Source organism: Acinetobacter sp. KB005, assembly GCF_049949095.1.
Taxonomy (GTDB): Bacteria; Pseudomonadota; Gammaproteobacteria; order Pseudomonadales; family Moraxellaceae; genus Acinetobacter; species Acinetobacter calcoaceticus.
Genome location: NZ_CP188191.1, coordinates 2,507,563 through 2,522,259, shown reverse-complemented (window position 1 = coordinate 2,522,259; position 14,697 = coordinate 2,507,563). Strand labels below are relative to the sequence as shown.

The window sequence follows — 14,697 nt, the reverse complement described above, 5'->3', positions numbered from 1 at the left end:
CTATAGTTTATAGGGTTGTCATCAAATTATGTCTAAAAATTCTTCAGACGCTGGAATTTTTTTATGGATGACTTACGAGACTATGCAAAAGATGGGCTTAGATGCAGCATCTATTTTTGCAAGTGTAAATTTGCCTAATCAACCACCCGATAAAAATATTCGTAGAGATAATTCTACCCAACATCGTTTTTGGACAGCTGCTGAAGAAATCAGCCAAGATCCTGATATTGGCTTACACGTAGGTAAGCAAATGCTGCCTTTCCGGGGTTTGGTCATTGAATATCTATTTTTGAGCAGCTCTACATTTGGTGAAGGATTGCAGCGCGCTATAAGATATCAAGCCCTACTTACAGATGTATTTAGCCTTTCCTTAACCATTAATGAAGATCAAGCAATATTATCGGGTTTTGAGCATCCCGTAAGACATTATCTAGAATGTGGGATTGGTATTTTCCTTAATTTTTTTAAATATATTACTAATAATGAGTTCAGACCTAGTCATATTACTCTACCTTACCAACAAGGTGCCTCGGCTGAAACTTATCAAGAGATGTGGGAATGCCCTGTCATTTTAGGCCAAATAAAAGGTGCTATAGTTTTTCCTAGTGTACTATTAAATAAAACCTCGCCAGCTGCTGAGCCAGAATTATTAAAAATCCATGAAACTCTTGCGGAACAACAGCTATTAACATTAGAAAAGCATCAACTCATTCATGCAATTGAACGTTTGCTTAGTAATGGATTATTTGAATCTGGGCAATTTGATCAAAAATTGATTGCAGAACAATTAAACCGCAACCCTCGTACTCTTCGCGCTGATTTGCAAGCTATTAATACAAATTATGAAAAGATTCTAAATCAACATCGAGAAAAACTTGCCAGACGTTTGCTTGCTAATACACAAGAAACTATTGATCAAATTGTTTATTTAACCGGTTTTTCAGAGCCCTCTGCGTTCACACGTGCATTCAAACGGTGGACCAATGAAACTCCCAGTGCTTATCGACAACGCAAACAAAAACAATCAAATTGATTTTAAAGGCAATTGGTCTACTGCCTATTAGGTCAAAGGGATAAAACATTCTTCTTTTAAAATGGCTTTAAATTGTAAAAGAAGAAGTGACCAATATGCTTGGATTCCCTATAGGTGTTTTTGTAGCCAATGGCTTGGAATGGTACTTTCATAAAATTTGGCTGCATGAGTTTCCAAGCCAGTATCGTAATAGTCCATTTTTCACCCATATCGCACATCATAAACGTGCCCGTTTAAATGGCTTCCATGATGAAGGCTATGCCGAGTCTATGCTTAAAAATGCTGAAATTTATAATGAAAAAACAGCCTTAATTGGATTAGCAGGTGCTGCTACCATTTTTTTACCTGTAGCTCCTTCTTTTACAGCTGGACTCTATTATGGTTTATGGAATTATTGGCGTGTACATGCTAAATCTCATTTAGATCCAGAATATGCAAAAAAACGTATTCCTTGGCATTATGATCACCATATGACAAGTAATCAGAATGCTAATTGGTGCGTTACCAGACCTTGGTTTGACTATATTATGGGAACAAGAGTAACCACCGAAGTATCTAAAACCGAAACTAATCCTTTAGGGATAAAATTACCTAAATGGGTAGAAAAACCTATTAATTCAGCTGCTAGACGTTTACTTGCTAAGTCTTTTGCCAAAATTGATTTAAACTCTCGTCAAGATCAATCTAATTTACGTGAAGGCATAGAAGTTAGTCTAACCTAGCGTATTGATCTAACCAAACTCAAAAGAAGCTGCGGAAAAATGGCAGCTTCTTTAAACAGACGTCTAAAAGTTAGTATTTAACTAACTAAGTTTAAGTTCTAAAAGACTCGAAACAACTCACCAGAAAATCCATTACTACACGTATTGCAGGACTATGTCGTAGATCTTCATGGGTTACCAACCAGATTTCAGCACTCATAGGATGATCATCTTGCAATCTTACCAAATTACTCAATGTGCCTAAAAAATCAGGTAACACAGCTAACCCAGCTTCTCCACATGCGGCTCTCCACTGAAGCTCAGGATGATTTGTAACCATTATAGGTTCTTTATTCCCTAATCTTTCTTTTAACTTCTGCTGTTTTTGACCATGTACACCTCCGACTTCTACGCTGATCCATTCATAACTTTCAGAATCAGTTGAAGCTAAATAATTTGGAGCAGCGTATATCCCAAAAGGAATTTCGCCGACTTTACGAGCAACTAAGTTTTCATCTTTAGGACGTCCAAATCGTACAGCAATATCAGCCTCACTATGCTGTAAAGAAACATAATGAACATCACCGAGTACACGTAATTTTAATTGGGGATAATGTCGATAAAATCTCCCCAGATGAGGCATGATGAGATGCGCAGCCGTTAAAGGAGGCATACTAATAGAAACACTACCCATCACTTCTTGCTGACCAGCTTGAGTTAAACGTTCAATAGAAAACGTTTCTTCCATCATACGAGCAACTGCTTGTGCAAGACGTTCCCCATCTGGGGTAAGTATGTATGTGCGTGGTCTACGATCAACTAATTTGAGTTTTAAATTTTGTTCTAGTTGAGCAATTCTTCTGGATACAGTTGCATGGTCTACCCCCAACTTTCTTGCGGCAGCTGACAGTGACTTCTCTTCGGTAAAAACTGAAAAGTAATGTAAATTTTCCCAATCAATCATTGTGCAAATTTTCACATTAGAAGTGTATTAATACGGAATTGTACACCTTTATATAATTGCCCAGAATAAAACCTTTCTTAGTGGGAGCCTGTCGATGAACAGAACGGTGGCTTATGCCTATGCTGGTGTTGTATTAACGATGTTTTTTTGGGGATCAGCATTTAATGCAATGTCTTATATTATTCAACATATGTCTCCGCTATCTGCCGCATCTGAACGGTTTTCAATTGCAAGCCTAGGCTTACTTCTGATCTTTTCAATAACAGGCAAACTAAGATGGGCAGCCTTAAGTCAAAATTTATTTATCTATCTTATTATTGGGGTTGTCGGCATTGCAGGATTCAACATAGGTTGTTTTTATGGCTTACAGACTACATCTGCCGTGAATGGTGCTTTAATTATGGCAACCACACCGTTGATGACCTTATTAATGACAATTATTTTGGACGGTGAAAAACTTACCCCTAGTAAATTTTTAGGTGTTTTATTCGGCTTAAGTGGTGTGTTACTCGTCATTAGTCAGGGGCATATAACAACTTTACTTCACCTGAAAATAGACATTGGAGATCTATTTATATTATTAGGGGCTTTTGGATTTTGCTTAGCAAACGTTCTATCTCGCCGCTATGTAAAAAATGCCACGCCTTTAGAAACAACGACTTTTTCTATGATGTTCGGGGCAATAACACTTGGCGTGTTAAGTATGATATTTGAAGATCCTCTTACAGCCATCACTTCTGCGCCTGTGAATGCACATCTGGCCATGGGTTATGTCATTATCTGCTCTACAATGATTGCTTATTTATTCTGGTTTAATGGAATACAAAAGTTAGGAGCCGGGCGTGCTTCCGTCTTTTTTAACTTTGTACCAGTATTTAGTATGCTCATCGCCCTACTTACAGGGCAGTCTCTCAATATCTGGCAATTGATAGGAACAGCTTTAGTGATGTTTGGTGTAATGAGTAGCGGAGGTTTTTTTAAAATTAAAGGCACGCCACTTATAGTAAAACATTGTACAAAATAGGAAATATGCTGCTACATTAAAAATCATATGTTTATCATGTAGCAGCATTTTCAAATAAAAAATAGAAAAAATATTTACTTAATAAACTCTTTAATTTTATAAGTTTTATTTTTAAAAATATATTTTTACATTTTCAATTATTTATCACAAAAGCTCATCTTAATTATTGCGTTGTAACAAATAATATATGTTTCTTTAAAACTTAATAAAAGATTGCCATATATAGTTTTAAAACAACCTAAGGAGATATTAAAATGAAGCTGGATTTCACCACCATTGAAAAGCAAGCCCAATTGCTGCAAGAAGAGCAAGAAAAAATTGGACAACAAGATCATGATTTTCAGATTGCTTTAGATAAGCATAGAGAATCTTTAAAGAATTTATTTAAAGAGCTTTTTCATGATCAAGAAATTAAAACAGAAAATGGAGGCCACTGTTGTGTAACATTCGGAAATTTTAAAATTTCTTTATTAATTGAAACTGCTAAATTTGAGAATGGTGTACCGGTAAAATTAAATTCAGTAAATCCTATTATTGTGAAATTTAAAAAAGATAAACCAGTTGCAAAAGCACAATTTACCGATGCAACTCAATATCTAGATAATCATTCAGAAGCTCCAAACTATCAGTATTATTATAAACAAGAAGATAAAACTCAACTCGTCCAATTTTCTGAACTTCCAACTTTTTTTCAAGCTATCTTAGACACTAATGTATAAAGTCAGGCCCTCAATAGAGGGCTTTTTTATATATTATTTTTCTATCATTTAAATCTATTAAAAATAATATCAGTCTAATTATTTTTCTATTTATCTATGAAATATTTAAGCCACTTTTAGGTTCTACACCCTTAAAAAGTATTTGATTCTTTTTAAAATTGCTTGTATATACATGTTTGTATTTGTTTATACAAATGCAGACTTAATAAAAATAGAGTGGACTCTTAAAGGACAAGGAGAGTGTAATGGACTCATCGGCTGAGACACCAAATAACAGTTTTATTGAAAACCGAAGCATTGATTTTATTCCAGAGAATGAAAGACATGGCGGAGTATTTGCTCAATTCACCCTCTGGTTTGGTGCCAATTTACAAATCACGGCCATTGTGACGGGTGCTCTAGCAGTTGTATTAGGTGGTGATGTTTTTTGGTCTATTATTGGTTTATTCGTGGGACAATGTTTTGGTGCTGCCGTTATGGCACTACATGCTGCCCAAGGTCCAAAACTTGGGCTTCCCCAAATGATTTCAAGTCGTGTCCAATTTGGGGTATATGGTGCATGTATTCCAATCATACTCGTTTGTCTGATGTATCTGGGGTTTACTGCAACTGGTGAGGTACTCGCAGGTAAAGCAATTGCACATCTAGCACATGTCAGCAATACAACTGGCATCTTAATTTATGCTTGCTTTATTATCTTATTTGCAACAATTGGATATCGCTTAATTCATGTGGTAGGCAAAGTAGCCAGTATTATTGGCTTGATTGCTTTTGTTATTATTCTGACTCAAATTTTAGCTCTTTCTGATTTTTCTGAACTCTTAGCAGTGCGTCATTTTAGTTGGTCTTCATTTTTGTTAGCAGTTTCACTTTCTGCTTCTTGGCAAATCTCTTTTGGACCTTATGTTGCAGACTACTCTCGTTATCTTCCAACTAAAACGTCTTCATCTCGCGTTTTCTGGGCCGTTGGCTTAGGTTCTTTAGTGGGTTCACAAATTTCCATGAGCTTAGGTGTTTTGATTGCTCAGGTTGCAAACGGGAATTTTGTTGGAAATGAGGTTCAATATGTAGTTGGAATGAACCCCATCGCCTTAGTTGTTACCTTCTTATATTTTAGTATTGCTTTTGGCAAAGTTACTCTGACGACCTTAAATGCTTACGGTAGTTTTATGTGTGTTGCTACGGTTTGGAACAGTTTCAAATCGACAAATCAAATCTCAAAAATAACAAGATTGCTCATTGTCCTTGCTATGGTCGTGATCTCGACCTTTATAGCAATTATTGGCGAGCACACTTTCTTAAGTGCTTTTAAAGCATTTATTTTGTTTTTACTTACTTTTTTTATTCCATGGAGCGCAATTAATCTGGTTGATTACTACTTTATCTCTAAAGAAGAATGTGATGTAGATGCGCTATATGACCCAAATGGCAAGTATGGCCGCTGGAATCGAATCGGTATTACTTGCTACTTTTTAGGTATTTTAATTCAACTACCATTCATTGATAGTAAATTCTATACAGGTCAAATCGCGGCAATGTTGGGAGGCATAGATCTATCATGGCTAGTGGGACTTATCTCTACAGCTTTGATCTACTATTTTTTTGCTAAAAGGGCTCAACTAAAGTTTGTAAAACAGTTACCTCTCGAACAAGTTAAGTAAAGCCCAAACATAAGATATCAAAGTATGACTTTGATATCTTATTGAGATTGATAAAAAGCTATTCTTGTAATGCTTTACCCTGTGCTGAAATAGGTAGCCCAAATAATTTATCAAAGCCCCAATTAAAGATAAAAGTGTAGATGGGAATAATGATAATAAAAGCTACATCTAACCAAAAAGCAGCAATCAGAGAAATATCCATCCACCATGAAATAAGCGGTATTAAAAATAGGACTAAGGTAAGCTGGAAACCAATAGCATGTCCAACTCTACGCTTAATTGTACGAACATTACTACTTTGCCTAGCTTCCCACTTCTCATATAAAACATTGTAAATAAAATTCCAAGTTACAGCGATGGTCGTAATCATGACAGATAGAGGCCCAGTATGTTCCACACTATCACCGACCAAGATAGCTAATCCTACTGATGAAATAATCATTCCGATCACTTCATAAGAAGAAACATATACGATTCGACGCTTTACACCTTGCATAATCAATAAACTCTGCTTAATTCTTTATATTTTAATTTCAGTTAAAATCATATATAAAGTTAATAGCTTTCAGTTTGACTGATATCAAAATGAATTTTAACAGTGAAAATATTGAACTCTTCATCACCGTACTAGATACGGGATCTTTCTCTGCGGCCGCTCGTAAACTAAATCGGGTCCCCTCAGCAGTCAGCATGGCCATTGCTAATTTGGAAGCAGAATTGGGTTATATCTTATTTGAACGAACCCATCGAAAGGTCATTCCAACCTCTATAGCATTGGCCTTAGAACCACAGGCTCGCATTATTTCTGAACAGCTTAGGCTATTTAGTACTCATGCCCATGAACTTTCTTTAGGCCTTGAAAGTAAATTACGTATTGGTGTTGTCTCTGATGTAAATACCAAATTATTATTCTATTCAATAAAAAAATTAGCCGATAAATTCCCATTACTTAATATAGAAGTTATTACTGCCCCTCAAGATGACATCGTCAATTTACTTTATACGGAAGAAATTAGTCTTTGCTTAGCAGGGTCAGACCTAAATATAAAAATGCGTGAAAATCTGCAATTGGTAATGACTGAAACAGTAGTTGCCACTATTTCGTCTAGTCATAGTCTTCTACAAGAAAAAACAAAGCCGTTTTCTATTGAAGAGTTAATCAATATTAGGCAAATTGTAGTAGCGAGTAGTGACCATGAAATGACAGATTCTCGTTCAATTATTGGTGCAATGTACTGGAAAACGAATAGTCTACAAACAGCAATTAATATGGTTGAAGCAGGACTCGGCTGGGGAAATTTCCCTTTATCATTAGTACAAGAAAAAATCGATCAAGGTCATTTAGTTCTTTTAGATTTTAAAAATACCAAAAATCATTTACCTCTATCCATTTATTTAATTTGGCTTCAAGACCGCCCATTATCTAAAGCGGCTCGAGAACTCATCCAAATTATTCAAGAAAATTTATAATTTCTTATACTTTAGTTCTGAGTACATCTGATTTCTTTTTATAGTTTTACTTCAAATTAAATATGCTTGCTTTAAAGATTTACCTTATTGTTCAGGCCCTGTTTCCGTCAATGTTATACAAAACAAGAAGCCTACTTAAAAAGCAGGCTTCTTACTGTATTTCAGGACTAAGCAATAGTTTTTTATTTTGGAAAAATACATTTTTACTTTATTAAAACCTAGCATTTTAGTCAAGAATAAAATTAATAAAATACAATCATTTGTATTCCATGTGAAAACAATCACACTTTAAGTTTTATATAGAAAACACATTAGAAAAAGAAAGAAATTTCAATGATAAAAATTTCCAACTTTTACACTTAAAAGTTCTATTTTTTTTAATAAAATGAGATAAATTGCTTAATTTTAAAAATAAGCTCGAATTTATTCATCTCTTTTCTCTTTTCTCTTTTCTCTTTTCGCTTTTTATCTTTAAAGCTATATCCATCTTATATTAGCTTATTTATTTTGAAATACTTTGACTCTCAATATTTTATAAGTAATGTTTCGATTATATCCAGACTTACAAAAATCAAAGGACAAGTCCTTTACAAGTTCTAAAAAATTAATCCTATAACTATTATCATTTTTTATTCTTAACTTTTTGAATATTAATTATGTATCCTGACTTAGATTACTTAGAAGAAAATTTACTCATCATCAATATATTTATGACAGTTTTTCATCAAATTCCAAAGAATAAATCCTATTAGGGAGATATAGACTTGACTTTGATAAGAAGTAATTGACTCTATAAATATAATTTTATGAATTAGTTTTATTCAAAACACTCTCATAGCTATTATTAAAATAATTTTCGATCGAAAATTTATAAATTGCACGCGATACATATATGCACAAATCAGCTTATGCTCTACTATTTTTCGGTAAACTTATCTAACTTATTCTTGTCAGTATTATTCAAATAACCTCCCACAACTTGGTTGAATTTTAAACAATATATATTTTGAAAGAATTAATAATTCGAATCGAAAAGACAATTAAGCCTCTACCACTATAAGTTGCTGGCTGGAATAAGTTCTAATTGATCGATAAATAACTTAGTTCGCTTTACTCGCGAAGTACTCATACGCTAGAATCACTATCGCTTGTAATATTTAACCAAAACAACACAATATTTTTTGGGCTACTATACGCCAACTTTAGAAAATGACTTGTGTTTAATTAAAAAATTGATTAGTATTGCACGCACTGAAAAGCCTTGAGTTTAAAAGCTTTTCTTGCTTATAGGGCCTATAGCTCAGTTGGTTAGAGCAGCGGACTCATAATCCGTTGGTCCACAGTTCAAGTCTGTGTGGGCCCACCAAATACCAAACCTCATAAATTAAAAGTTTATGGGGTTTTTTAATATGTATTCAAATAGAATTTGGTTCGCCGTTATAAACAATACTTAAAATTTAATTATCAAATTTTAAAATTTATTTTTATTCCCAAACTTTTCAGCTTTTTTAAAATAATTTTTCTTTGTGCACTGAATATTTCTACTTCATCTATTAAGCTAAGATTTGTTTCCGCATAGGTTCGGAATGTTCTAATTGAACATCCCAGAACTTTTCCCATAAATCACAATACTCTAAGCATATCTTTTCAATATAGTTATAATCTTCTTCTGTACAAGCTTGCATCAAGACATACCATAAATCTTCTTCATGATCATCATCCGCAGCTTCGGCACTCTCATCCTCAGAAATACCATGTACATGATAATAACCACCGCCCTCCACCTCCAAACCTACGGCTTTAGTTGCTTTACGTAAAGGTGGACTGTAAAGGATAACCTCTTCTTCAGCGACTGCTAATAAAGCTGAAACAGCTTTATAGTCATGATAAGCATTTTCTAAAAATACTCTAACTTGATCTGCAATGTCACTTGGTTGATAAGTCAGACGATCTTCTCCCGTAATACCAAAATCATTTAATACATCTTCAAATAAAGGATAGTGAGCATATTCTGGGTTTCCCTGATAATAACCATCTTTGTCTAAACCGGGTCGAAATCCAAACTCATCAAAAATATTTAGGCTTAAAAGAAAACGTGGAAACATTTTTGCGCCAGCATGCAATCTTGGCTCTAATTGTTTAGTTTGAAATTGGGCCATAAGCAGTGCATCAGTAAAAGTTTGCACAATTGCATGACGATATTCTAAGTGAATTTTTTTTAAATTTTCTTTATTAATTTTTCCGTTATTTAAAATATCAATTGCTGGATGATTTGACACGGCATGGTTAGCGATTTTTGCTCTTAAACGGGACAAAAAGTCTGAATTTTTTTCCCATAGTTCAGCTGAAATGCTTTGCTTCATCCCTGCGAGTGCTTTCTTTCTAGGATTATTAAAATTCTCAAATTTCTTAGGCATATCCACTCTCATTAAACTTATTGAAGCCTGATCGATTTTTACATATTTTATTATAAAAACAATGACTTAAATTAATATTTAAATATGTTCCTTTATCAATCAATATTAGAATTAAAATCGTACGAAATCAAATAGAAATTTTCAAAGAAAACTCAGATAATGATAATCATTATCACAATATAAACTTGTATCTAATCCCTTTTTTTATTATGATAATTCATATTAAAATTTTAATTTTTTAGATTAAGTTATAATTAGTTCTAACTATATGGAATAGTAATGTCAAAAAAAGAAGATATTATAAATACTGCTTTAAATTTATTTAATCAGATTGGATACAATGCTACTGGTGTTGACCGTATTATTGCTGAATCTAATGTTGCAAAGATGACATTTTATAAATATTTTCCTTCGAAAGAAAATTTAATTATGGAATGTTTGCAACATCGAAATTTAAATATTCAAAATTCAATTAATGAACAACTAAGTTTACGTCAAGATGCTACCCCGCTTGAGAAAATTCATATTATTTTTAATTGGTATATTGAATGGATCAATAGTGAAACATTTAATGGATGTTTATTTAAAAAAGCATTTATTGAAGTATCTAAACAATATACTTCAATTCGTGAACCATTTTACGAATATACGAAGTGGTTGACTCATTTATTACAAGAACAGCTCACTCAATTAGGGATAGAAAACCCTACTCCACTTACTCACATCATTATTTCTATTATTGATGGGATGATTATTGATGGAACAACAGATAAAGCGCTTATTAACTCTGAAAAAATTTGGCAATATATTGAATATTTAATTAATGAAGAGATACCTCAGCAGGTCTCTTAATTTTAAAATTATCTAAGTTTATTATGTTTAAAAGAAAAATAAAAAGAACTTTTTAAATCTTCTACAGCTTAGATAATCTTCATTTTTGATGCTCTACTTTAGCTTTCATAATTTTTCTATGCTTTTTTACAAACTCATATTAGAATCCTGAAAATTTATCACCTTGCACTGATCTATGAAAAAATTTCTAGGTAACTCTATCTTTAAAGCTGCTGGTTGGACCTATAATGTAGATCCCGAAATTCTTGAGAAAAAACAAGTTATTATTGGCTTTGAACATACATCAAATCTAGATGCAGTGCTATCTATTGCTCTCTTCCAAATTTTAGACATTAAGATTCATACTTTAATAAAGAAAGAACTTTTTAAGGGTCCTCTTAAGCCAATTCTAGAAAAACTTGGTGGCATTCCCGTTGACCGCAAAGCGAGTAAAGATATTGTTTCTCAAATGGTTGAACAATTTCAAAATCATGAAACTTTTAACTTGGTGATTGCTCCTGAAGCTACTCGTGCCAAAGATGGCTCTGAACGTAAACCTATCCGTACAGGTTTTTGGCATATTGCCAAAGCAGCTAATGTTCCCATTGTACTCATGTATGCTAACGCGCGAAGTAAACAAGGCGGAATTCTAGGAAAAATTTACCCAACAGACTTACAAAAAGATTTGGAAACAATTAAAGAGCTATATGCGAAATTTGATATAGACGTCAAAATTAACTAACTCAAATTGGACTTGATTCGGCCTAATCTTACTCATTAGGTCTTAAGTTTATTATTCTTATTCAATTGGCTAACAAAACGCAGGGCAACAGTTTTCAACAAAACCAAGCCTATGCTAATATTCCAGCACTTTTGCATTTTCTTTTTTGGAGTTCACGTCCATGGCGGGTCATTCTAAATGGGCCAATATTAAGCATCGTAAAGCGAAACAAGATGCAAGTCGCGGTAAAGTTTTTACTAAATATATTCGTGAAATTGTGACTGCTGCCAGACTTGGTGGTGGAGATGCTGCTAGCAACCCTCGTCTGCGTGCAGTAGTTGAAAAAGCTCTTTCAGTTAATATGACACGTGACACCATCAACCGTGCAATCCAACGTGGTGCCGGTGGTGAAGATAATGATGATTTAAAAGAAGTAACTTACGAAGGTTATGGTGTTGGCGGTGTTGCTGTTCTTGTTGAAACAATGACAGATAACTTGAACCGTACAGTACCAGATGTACGTCACTGTTTTAGTAAAACAAATGGTAACCTAGGAACTGCGGGTTCTGTAGCTTATCTATTTACTAAACGTGGTGAAATTACTTTTGAAGATATTTCTTTAGAAGACAAAATCATGGAAGTTGCTTTAGAAGCTGGCGCTGAAGATATTGAAGTTTCAGAAGATGAAATTTTGGTAATCACGTCACCAGAAACTTTTGGTGAAGTTCAAGATGCTCTGACTGCTGCTGGTTTAAAATCTGACAATGCAGAAGTGGTTATGAGTCCATCAACCAAAGCTGAAATTACTGATGTCGACCAAGCAAAACAAATTCTTAAAATGATTGATATGTTTGAAGATCTCGATGATGTACAAAACGTTTATACCAACGTTGAGTTCTCAGATGAGGTTTTGGCTCAACTTGATGCCTAAATCAAACATTTGAATTAAAAAACGCACCATTAGGTGCGTTTTTTTATAGTTTATTTAATAGGTTATAGCAGTTAAAAACATTATATTTTTTAATAACAAAGCTGGAATGCAAAGCAACCACATTGTCAATTTTTCCAATACGTCTTAATAAAATTTCACTGTAGTCATCCATGTTGCGTGCTACAAGTTCCAAAATAAAATCGGCACTTTGCCCTGTCACTAGAAATGCATTGGTCACTTCTGGAATTGCTTCTATTTCGGAAAGAAATTTGTCAAACGTTTCAGTGTCATGCTTACTCAATGAAACTTGCAATAAGATGTGCAAGGTAAAGCCGAGTTTACTAAAATTAATTTCCCTTTTGAGCTGCCCCATAACGTTGGCTTCAATCAAGTGTTTAATCCGGCGATGCACAGAACTGACTGACAGATTGATCCGTTCTGAAAGTTCATTCAAATTTAAGTCTTCATGAGACAAAATTTCTAGAATTTGTTTATCAAAACGATCTAACTCCATTCCTATCTCCAGCCAGAATTTACAATGAGGACAGTATACCCTATACAACTCCCACGCATTGAAAAATACAAAGGTTTAAAAATAGCTAAAACATTTATTTCTTTTACATATTTTATTGCAGTTATGCATTTTAACCGTGCAAATAGTGGAGCATATGACTCATTTTAGAGAGTCAATTTCATGCTCTCATTTATTTTTTTCAATGAAAGGTCTTATTTACACTTCTATTTTGACATAAGCCAATGATAAAAATAGAAATTTTACTATTTTTCTAAATTGTTAAAGTTGGCATTATTATTGTTATGTATTTGCAGGAAAATTTTTATCCATGTCGGGGAATTCCTGTGAATAAGATCAAAACACTAGTGCTAGCAATGAGTTCTTTAGGTGTAATTAGCGTGACGATGCCTGTGCATGCAGCTACAGATGCTGAAGTTAATGCGTTACGTGATGAGGTAAAGGAATTAAAACAACTTGTTCAGAAACTATCTGATCAACAAAAAACAGCTTTATCAGTCAGTGCTCCACCAGCACCTCCCGCAACACCTGCGGTTTCTACCTCTCCTGTATCAAAACCAGGTTGGATGGCAATGGCAGATGGACAAACCCAAGTCAAGCTTTATGGTAGTGTCCGCGCAGATGCAACCTATGACTTTAAAGGTTCAAATGGTAGCATTTCAAATGGCGCTAACTACCCTTTAAATAAAGATGATCCAAGACAAGATTCTTTAAATGTATCTGCTGCAACCTCAAGAATTGGTCTAGACATTACTCGGCCTACCCAATACGGAGATTTAAACGGCAAAATTGAAGCCGATTTCATGGGTGGAAATGGCGATAATGGCAATGGGACCTTCCGTGTTCGTCATGCTTATATGTCTTTAGGTAAATGGTTAGCTGGTCAAACTACTTCACCTTTTGTAAACACCGATACATCGCCAGAAACAGTAGATTTTAATGGCGCTATTGGTACAGGTACTACACGTACAGTACAGGTTAGATACACTCAGTCAATTAATGCCCAACAAAAAATATTAGTTGCCTTAGAAGGCGGTGATGTTGAAAAAGCTGGTAATGCTGCCGGTGGGAGCCGTTTTCCTGCTTTAACAGCACGATATGATTTCAAAACTGCAGATAATAAAGGCCTATTACAGTTACATGGTCTTGCCCATGAAAACCGTGTAGCTCCAAAAGATAGCGCTTCTGAAGAAAAATTTGGTTGGGGTGTTGGGGTTGGTGGTAAATATGATTTAACTCCTCAAGATAGCTTGGTTGCTAATTACTATCACGTTAAAGGAGATGGCCGCTATTTACTTTATAGCAATTCTGCTTATGCCTATGACACAACAACACAAGATATTAATTTAGGTGAATTCGATAGTGCCGTTATTGGCTATCAACGGAAATGGAGCCCTATCCTCCGCTCTACTTTTGCAATAGGCGGTATTCAATATAAAGATGATAACATTTACGCAAATAGCAATTTAACCAGTACCAGCTATAACAAAGAAATTTATAATGCCTTGGTCAATTTAATCTGGAATCCAGTTAAAAGTATTGATTTAGGTGCAGAATATACTTACGGCCAGCGAGAAACTTTCGCAGGAGATAAGGGTGATTACTCTCGTATTAATTTATTAGCAAAATATAGTTTCTAAAAAATTGGATGTAAAAAAGAGCCTTTCAAAAGGCTCTTTTTTTATTAATGGTA

At 34.2% G+C, this 14,697-nt stretch carries 14 protein-coding genes and 1 tRNA gene; 11 read left to right on the top strand and 4 right to left on the bottom strand.

Annotated features, from left to right (window positions below):
* Positions 1-28: 28 nt before the first annotated feature.
* Together ACPF64_RS12120 and ACPF64_RS12115 are read left to right on the top strand one after the other, a co-directional pair.
* A complete protein-coding gene (locus ACPF64_RS12120) occupies positions 29-1,033 on the top strand; it encodes an AraC family transcriptional regulator (protein WP_426453513.1) in 1,005 nt (334 codons plus the stop codon).
* A 95-nt stretch (positions 1,034-1,128) separates the two neighbouring features.
* Entirely contained in the window at positions 1,129-1,755 is a 627-nt protein-coding gene (locus ACPF64_RS12115) for a hypothetical protein (protein WP_426453511.1), read from the top strand.
* A 91-nt stretch (positions 1,756-1,846) separates the two neighbouring features.
* Here the strand turns inward: ACPF64_RS12115 and ACPF64_RS12110 are convergent, their stop codons facing one another.
* Positions 1,847-2,698 (bottom strand): LysR family transcriptional regulator, encoded by an 852-nt coding sequence (locus ACPF64_RS12110; RefSeq protein ID WP_426453508.1) that lies wholly within the window; start codon positions 2,696-2,698, stop codon positions 1,847-1,849.
* A 94-nt stretch (positions 2,699-2,792) separates the two neighbouring features.
* Here ACPF64_RS12110 and ACPF64_RS12105 point away from each other — a divergent pair, with 94 nt between their 5' ends.
* The 3 genes from ACPF64_RS12105 to ACPF64_RS12095 all read left to right on the top strand — a co-directional run bounded on the left by ACPF64_RS12105 (position 2,793) and on the right by ACPF64_RS12095 (position 6,102).
* Positions 2,793-3,722, top strand: a complete 930-nt coding sequence (locus ACPF64_RS12105) for a DMT family transporter (protein WP_426453506.1) — start codon at positions 2,793-2,795, stop codon at positions 3,720-3,722.
* Between the two features lie 254 nt (positions 3,723-3,976).
* Entirely contained in the window at positions 3,977-4,441 is a 465-nt protein-coding gene (locus ACPF64_RS12100) for a hypothetical protein (protein ID WP_003651360.1), read from the top strand.
* A 245-nt stretch (positions 4,442-4,686) separates the two neighbouring features.
* On the top strand, positions 4,687-6,102 hold the full coding sequence (locus ACPF64_RS12095; protein WP_416657663.1) for a purine-cytosine permease family protein: 1,416 nt from the start codon (positions 4,687-4,689) through the stop codon (positions 6,100-6,102).
* A 58-nt stretch (positions 6,103-6,160) separates the two neighbouring features.
* Here the strand turns inward: ACPF64_RS12095 and ACPF64_RS12090 are convergent, their stop codons facing one another.
* The gene (locus tag ACPF64_RS12090; protein WP_426453504.1) at positions 6,161-6,598 is read right to left on the bottom strand and encodes a PACE efflux transporter; all 438 of its coding nucleotides are present in this window, start codon (positions 6,596-6,598) and stop codon (positions 6,161-6,163) included.
* Positions 6,599-6,687: 89 nt separating this feature from the next.
* Here ACPF64_RS12090 and ACPF64_RS12085 point away from each other — a divergent pair, with 89 nt between their 5' ends.
* Together ACPF64_RS12085 and ACPF64_RS12080 are read left to right on the top strand one after the other, a co-directional pair.
* Positions 6,688-7,572 (top strand): LysR family transcriptional regulator, encoded by an 885-nt coding sequence (locus tag ACPF64_RS12085; RefSeq protein ID WP_416657661.1) that lies wholly within the window; start codon positions 6,688-6,690, stop codon positions 7,570-7,572.
* Positions 7,573-8,861: 1,289 nt separating this feature from the next.
* Positions 8,862-8,938: transfer RNA gene (locus ACPF64_RS12080), tRNA-Ile, on the top strand.
* A gap of 187 nt (positions 8,939-9,125) precedes the next feature.
* On the opposite strand, the gene ACPF64_RS12075 is transcribed toward ACPF64_RS12080, so the two are convergent.
* Positions 9,126-9,989, bottom strand: a complete 864-nt coding sequence (locus ACPF64_RS12075; RefSeq protein ID WP_426453501.1) for a hypothetical protein — start codon at positions 9,987-9,989, stop codon at positions 9,126-9,128.
* A 279-nt stretch (positions 9,990-10,268) separates the two neighbouring features.
* On the opposite strand from ACPF64_RS12075, the gene ACPF64_RS12070 reads away from it, so the two are divergent.
* The 3 genes from ACPF64_RS12070 to ACPF64_RS12060 all read left to right on the top strand — a co-directional run bounded on the left by ACPF64_RS12070 (position 10,269) and on the right by ACPF64_RS12060 (position 12,472).
* Positions 10,269-10,841: a TetR/AcrR family transcriptional regulator gene (locus ACPF64_RS12070; RefSeq protein ID WP_426453499.1), complete on the top strand. Its 573-nt coding sequence runs from the start codon at positions 10,269-10,271 to the stop codon at positions 10,839-10,841.
* A 175-nt stretch (positions 10,842-11,016) separates the two neighbouring features.
* Positions 11,017-11,562: a 1-acyl-sn-glycerol-3-phosphate acyltransferase gene (locus tag ACPF64_RS12065; protein ID WP_005047522.1), complete on the top strand. Its 546-nt coding sequence runs from the start codon at positions 11,017-11,019 to the stop codon at positions 11,560-11,562.
* A gap of 160 nt (positions 11,563-11,722) precedes the next feature.
* A complete protein-coding gene (locus ACPF64_RS12060; RefSeq protein ID WP_426453497.1) occupies positions 11,723-12,472 on the top strand; it encodes a YebC/PmpR family DNA-binding transcriptional regulator in 750 nt (249 codons plus the stop codon).
* 43 nt (positions 12,473-12,515) lie between these two features.
* Here the strand turns inward: ACPF64_RS12060 and ACPF64_RS12055 are convergent, their stop codons facing one another.
* The gene (locus tag ACPF64_RS12055) at positions 12,516-12,986 is read right to left on the bottom strand and encodes an Lrp/AsnC family transcriptional regulator (RefSeq protein ID WP_004642558.1); all 471 of its coding nucleotides are present in this window, start codon (positions 12,984-12,986) and stop codon (positions 12,516-12,518) included.
* A gap of 344 nt (positions 12,987-13,330) precedes the next feature.
* On the opposite strand from ACPF64_RS12055, the gene ACPF64_RS12050 reads away from it, so the two are divergent.
* Positions 13,331-14,644 (top strand): DcaP family trimeric outer membrane transporter, encoded by a 1,314-nt coding sequence (locus tag ACPF64_RS12050; protein WP_426453494.1) that lies wholly within the window; start codon positions 13,331-13,333, stop codon positions 14,642-14,644.
* Positions 14,645-14,697: the final 53 nt, after the last annotated feature.

Excerpts from the sequence above, each read along its gene's own strand:
- ACPF64_RS12055 (WP_004642558.1), bottom strand. The coding sequence starts at position 12,986 with ATGGAGTTAGATCGTTTTGATAAACAAATTCTAGAAATTTTGTCTCAT.
- ACPF64_RS12115 (WP_426453511.1), top strand. The coding sequence starts at position 1,129 with ATGCTTGGATTCCCTATAGGTGTTTTTGTAGCCAATGGCTTGGAATGG.
- ACPF64_RS12065 (WP_005047522.1), top strand. The coding sequence starts at position 11,017 with ATGAAAAAATTTCTAGGTAACTCTATCTTTAAAGCTGCTGGTTGGACC.
- ACPF64_RS12110 (WP_426453508.1), bottom strand. The coding sequence starts at position 2,698 with ATGATTGATTGGGAAAATTTACATTACTTTTCAGTTTTTACCGAAGAG.
- ACPF64_RS12070 (WP_426453499.1), top strand. The coding sequence starts at position 10,269 with ATGTCAAAAAAAGAAGATATTATAAATACTGCTTTAAATTTATTTAAT.
- ACPF64_RS12120 (WP_426453513.1), top strand. The coding sequence starts at position 29 with ATGTCTAAAAATTCTTCAGACGCTGGAATTTTTTTATGGATGACTTAC.
- ACPF64_RS12060 (WP_426453497.1), top strand. The coding sequence starts at position 11,723 with ATGGCGGGTCATTCTAAATGGGCCAATATTAAGCATCGTAAAGCGAAA.
- ACPF64_RS12075 (WP_426453501.1), bottom strand. The coding sequence starts at position 9,989 with ATGCCTAAGAAATTTGAGAATTTTAATAATCCTAGAAAGAAAGCACTC.
- ACPF64_RS12105 (WP_426453506.1), top strand. The coding sequence starts at position 2,793 with ATGAACAGAACGGTGGCTTATGCCTATGCTGGTGTTGTATTAACGATG.
- ACPF64_RS12095 (WP_416657663.1), top strand. The coding sequence starts at position 4,687 with ATGGACTCATCGGCTGAGACACCAAATAACAGTTTTATTGAAAACCGA.
- ACPF64_RS12085 (WP_416657661.1), top strand. The coding sequence starts at position 6,688 with ATGAATTTTAACAGTGAAAATATTGAACTCTTCATCACCGTACTAGAT.
- ACPF64_RS12100 (WP_003651360.1), top strand. The coding sequence starts at position 3,977 with ATGAAGCTGGATTTCACCACCATTGAAAAGCAAGCCCAATTGCTGCAA.
- ACPF64_RS12090 (WP_426453504.1), bottom strand. The coding sequence starts at position 6,598 with ATGCAAGGTGTAAAGCGTCGAATCGTATATGTTTCTTCTTATGAAGTG.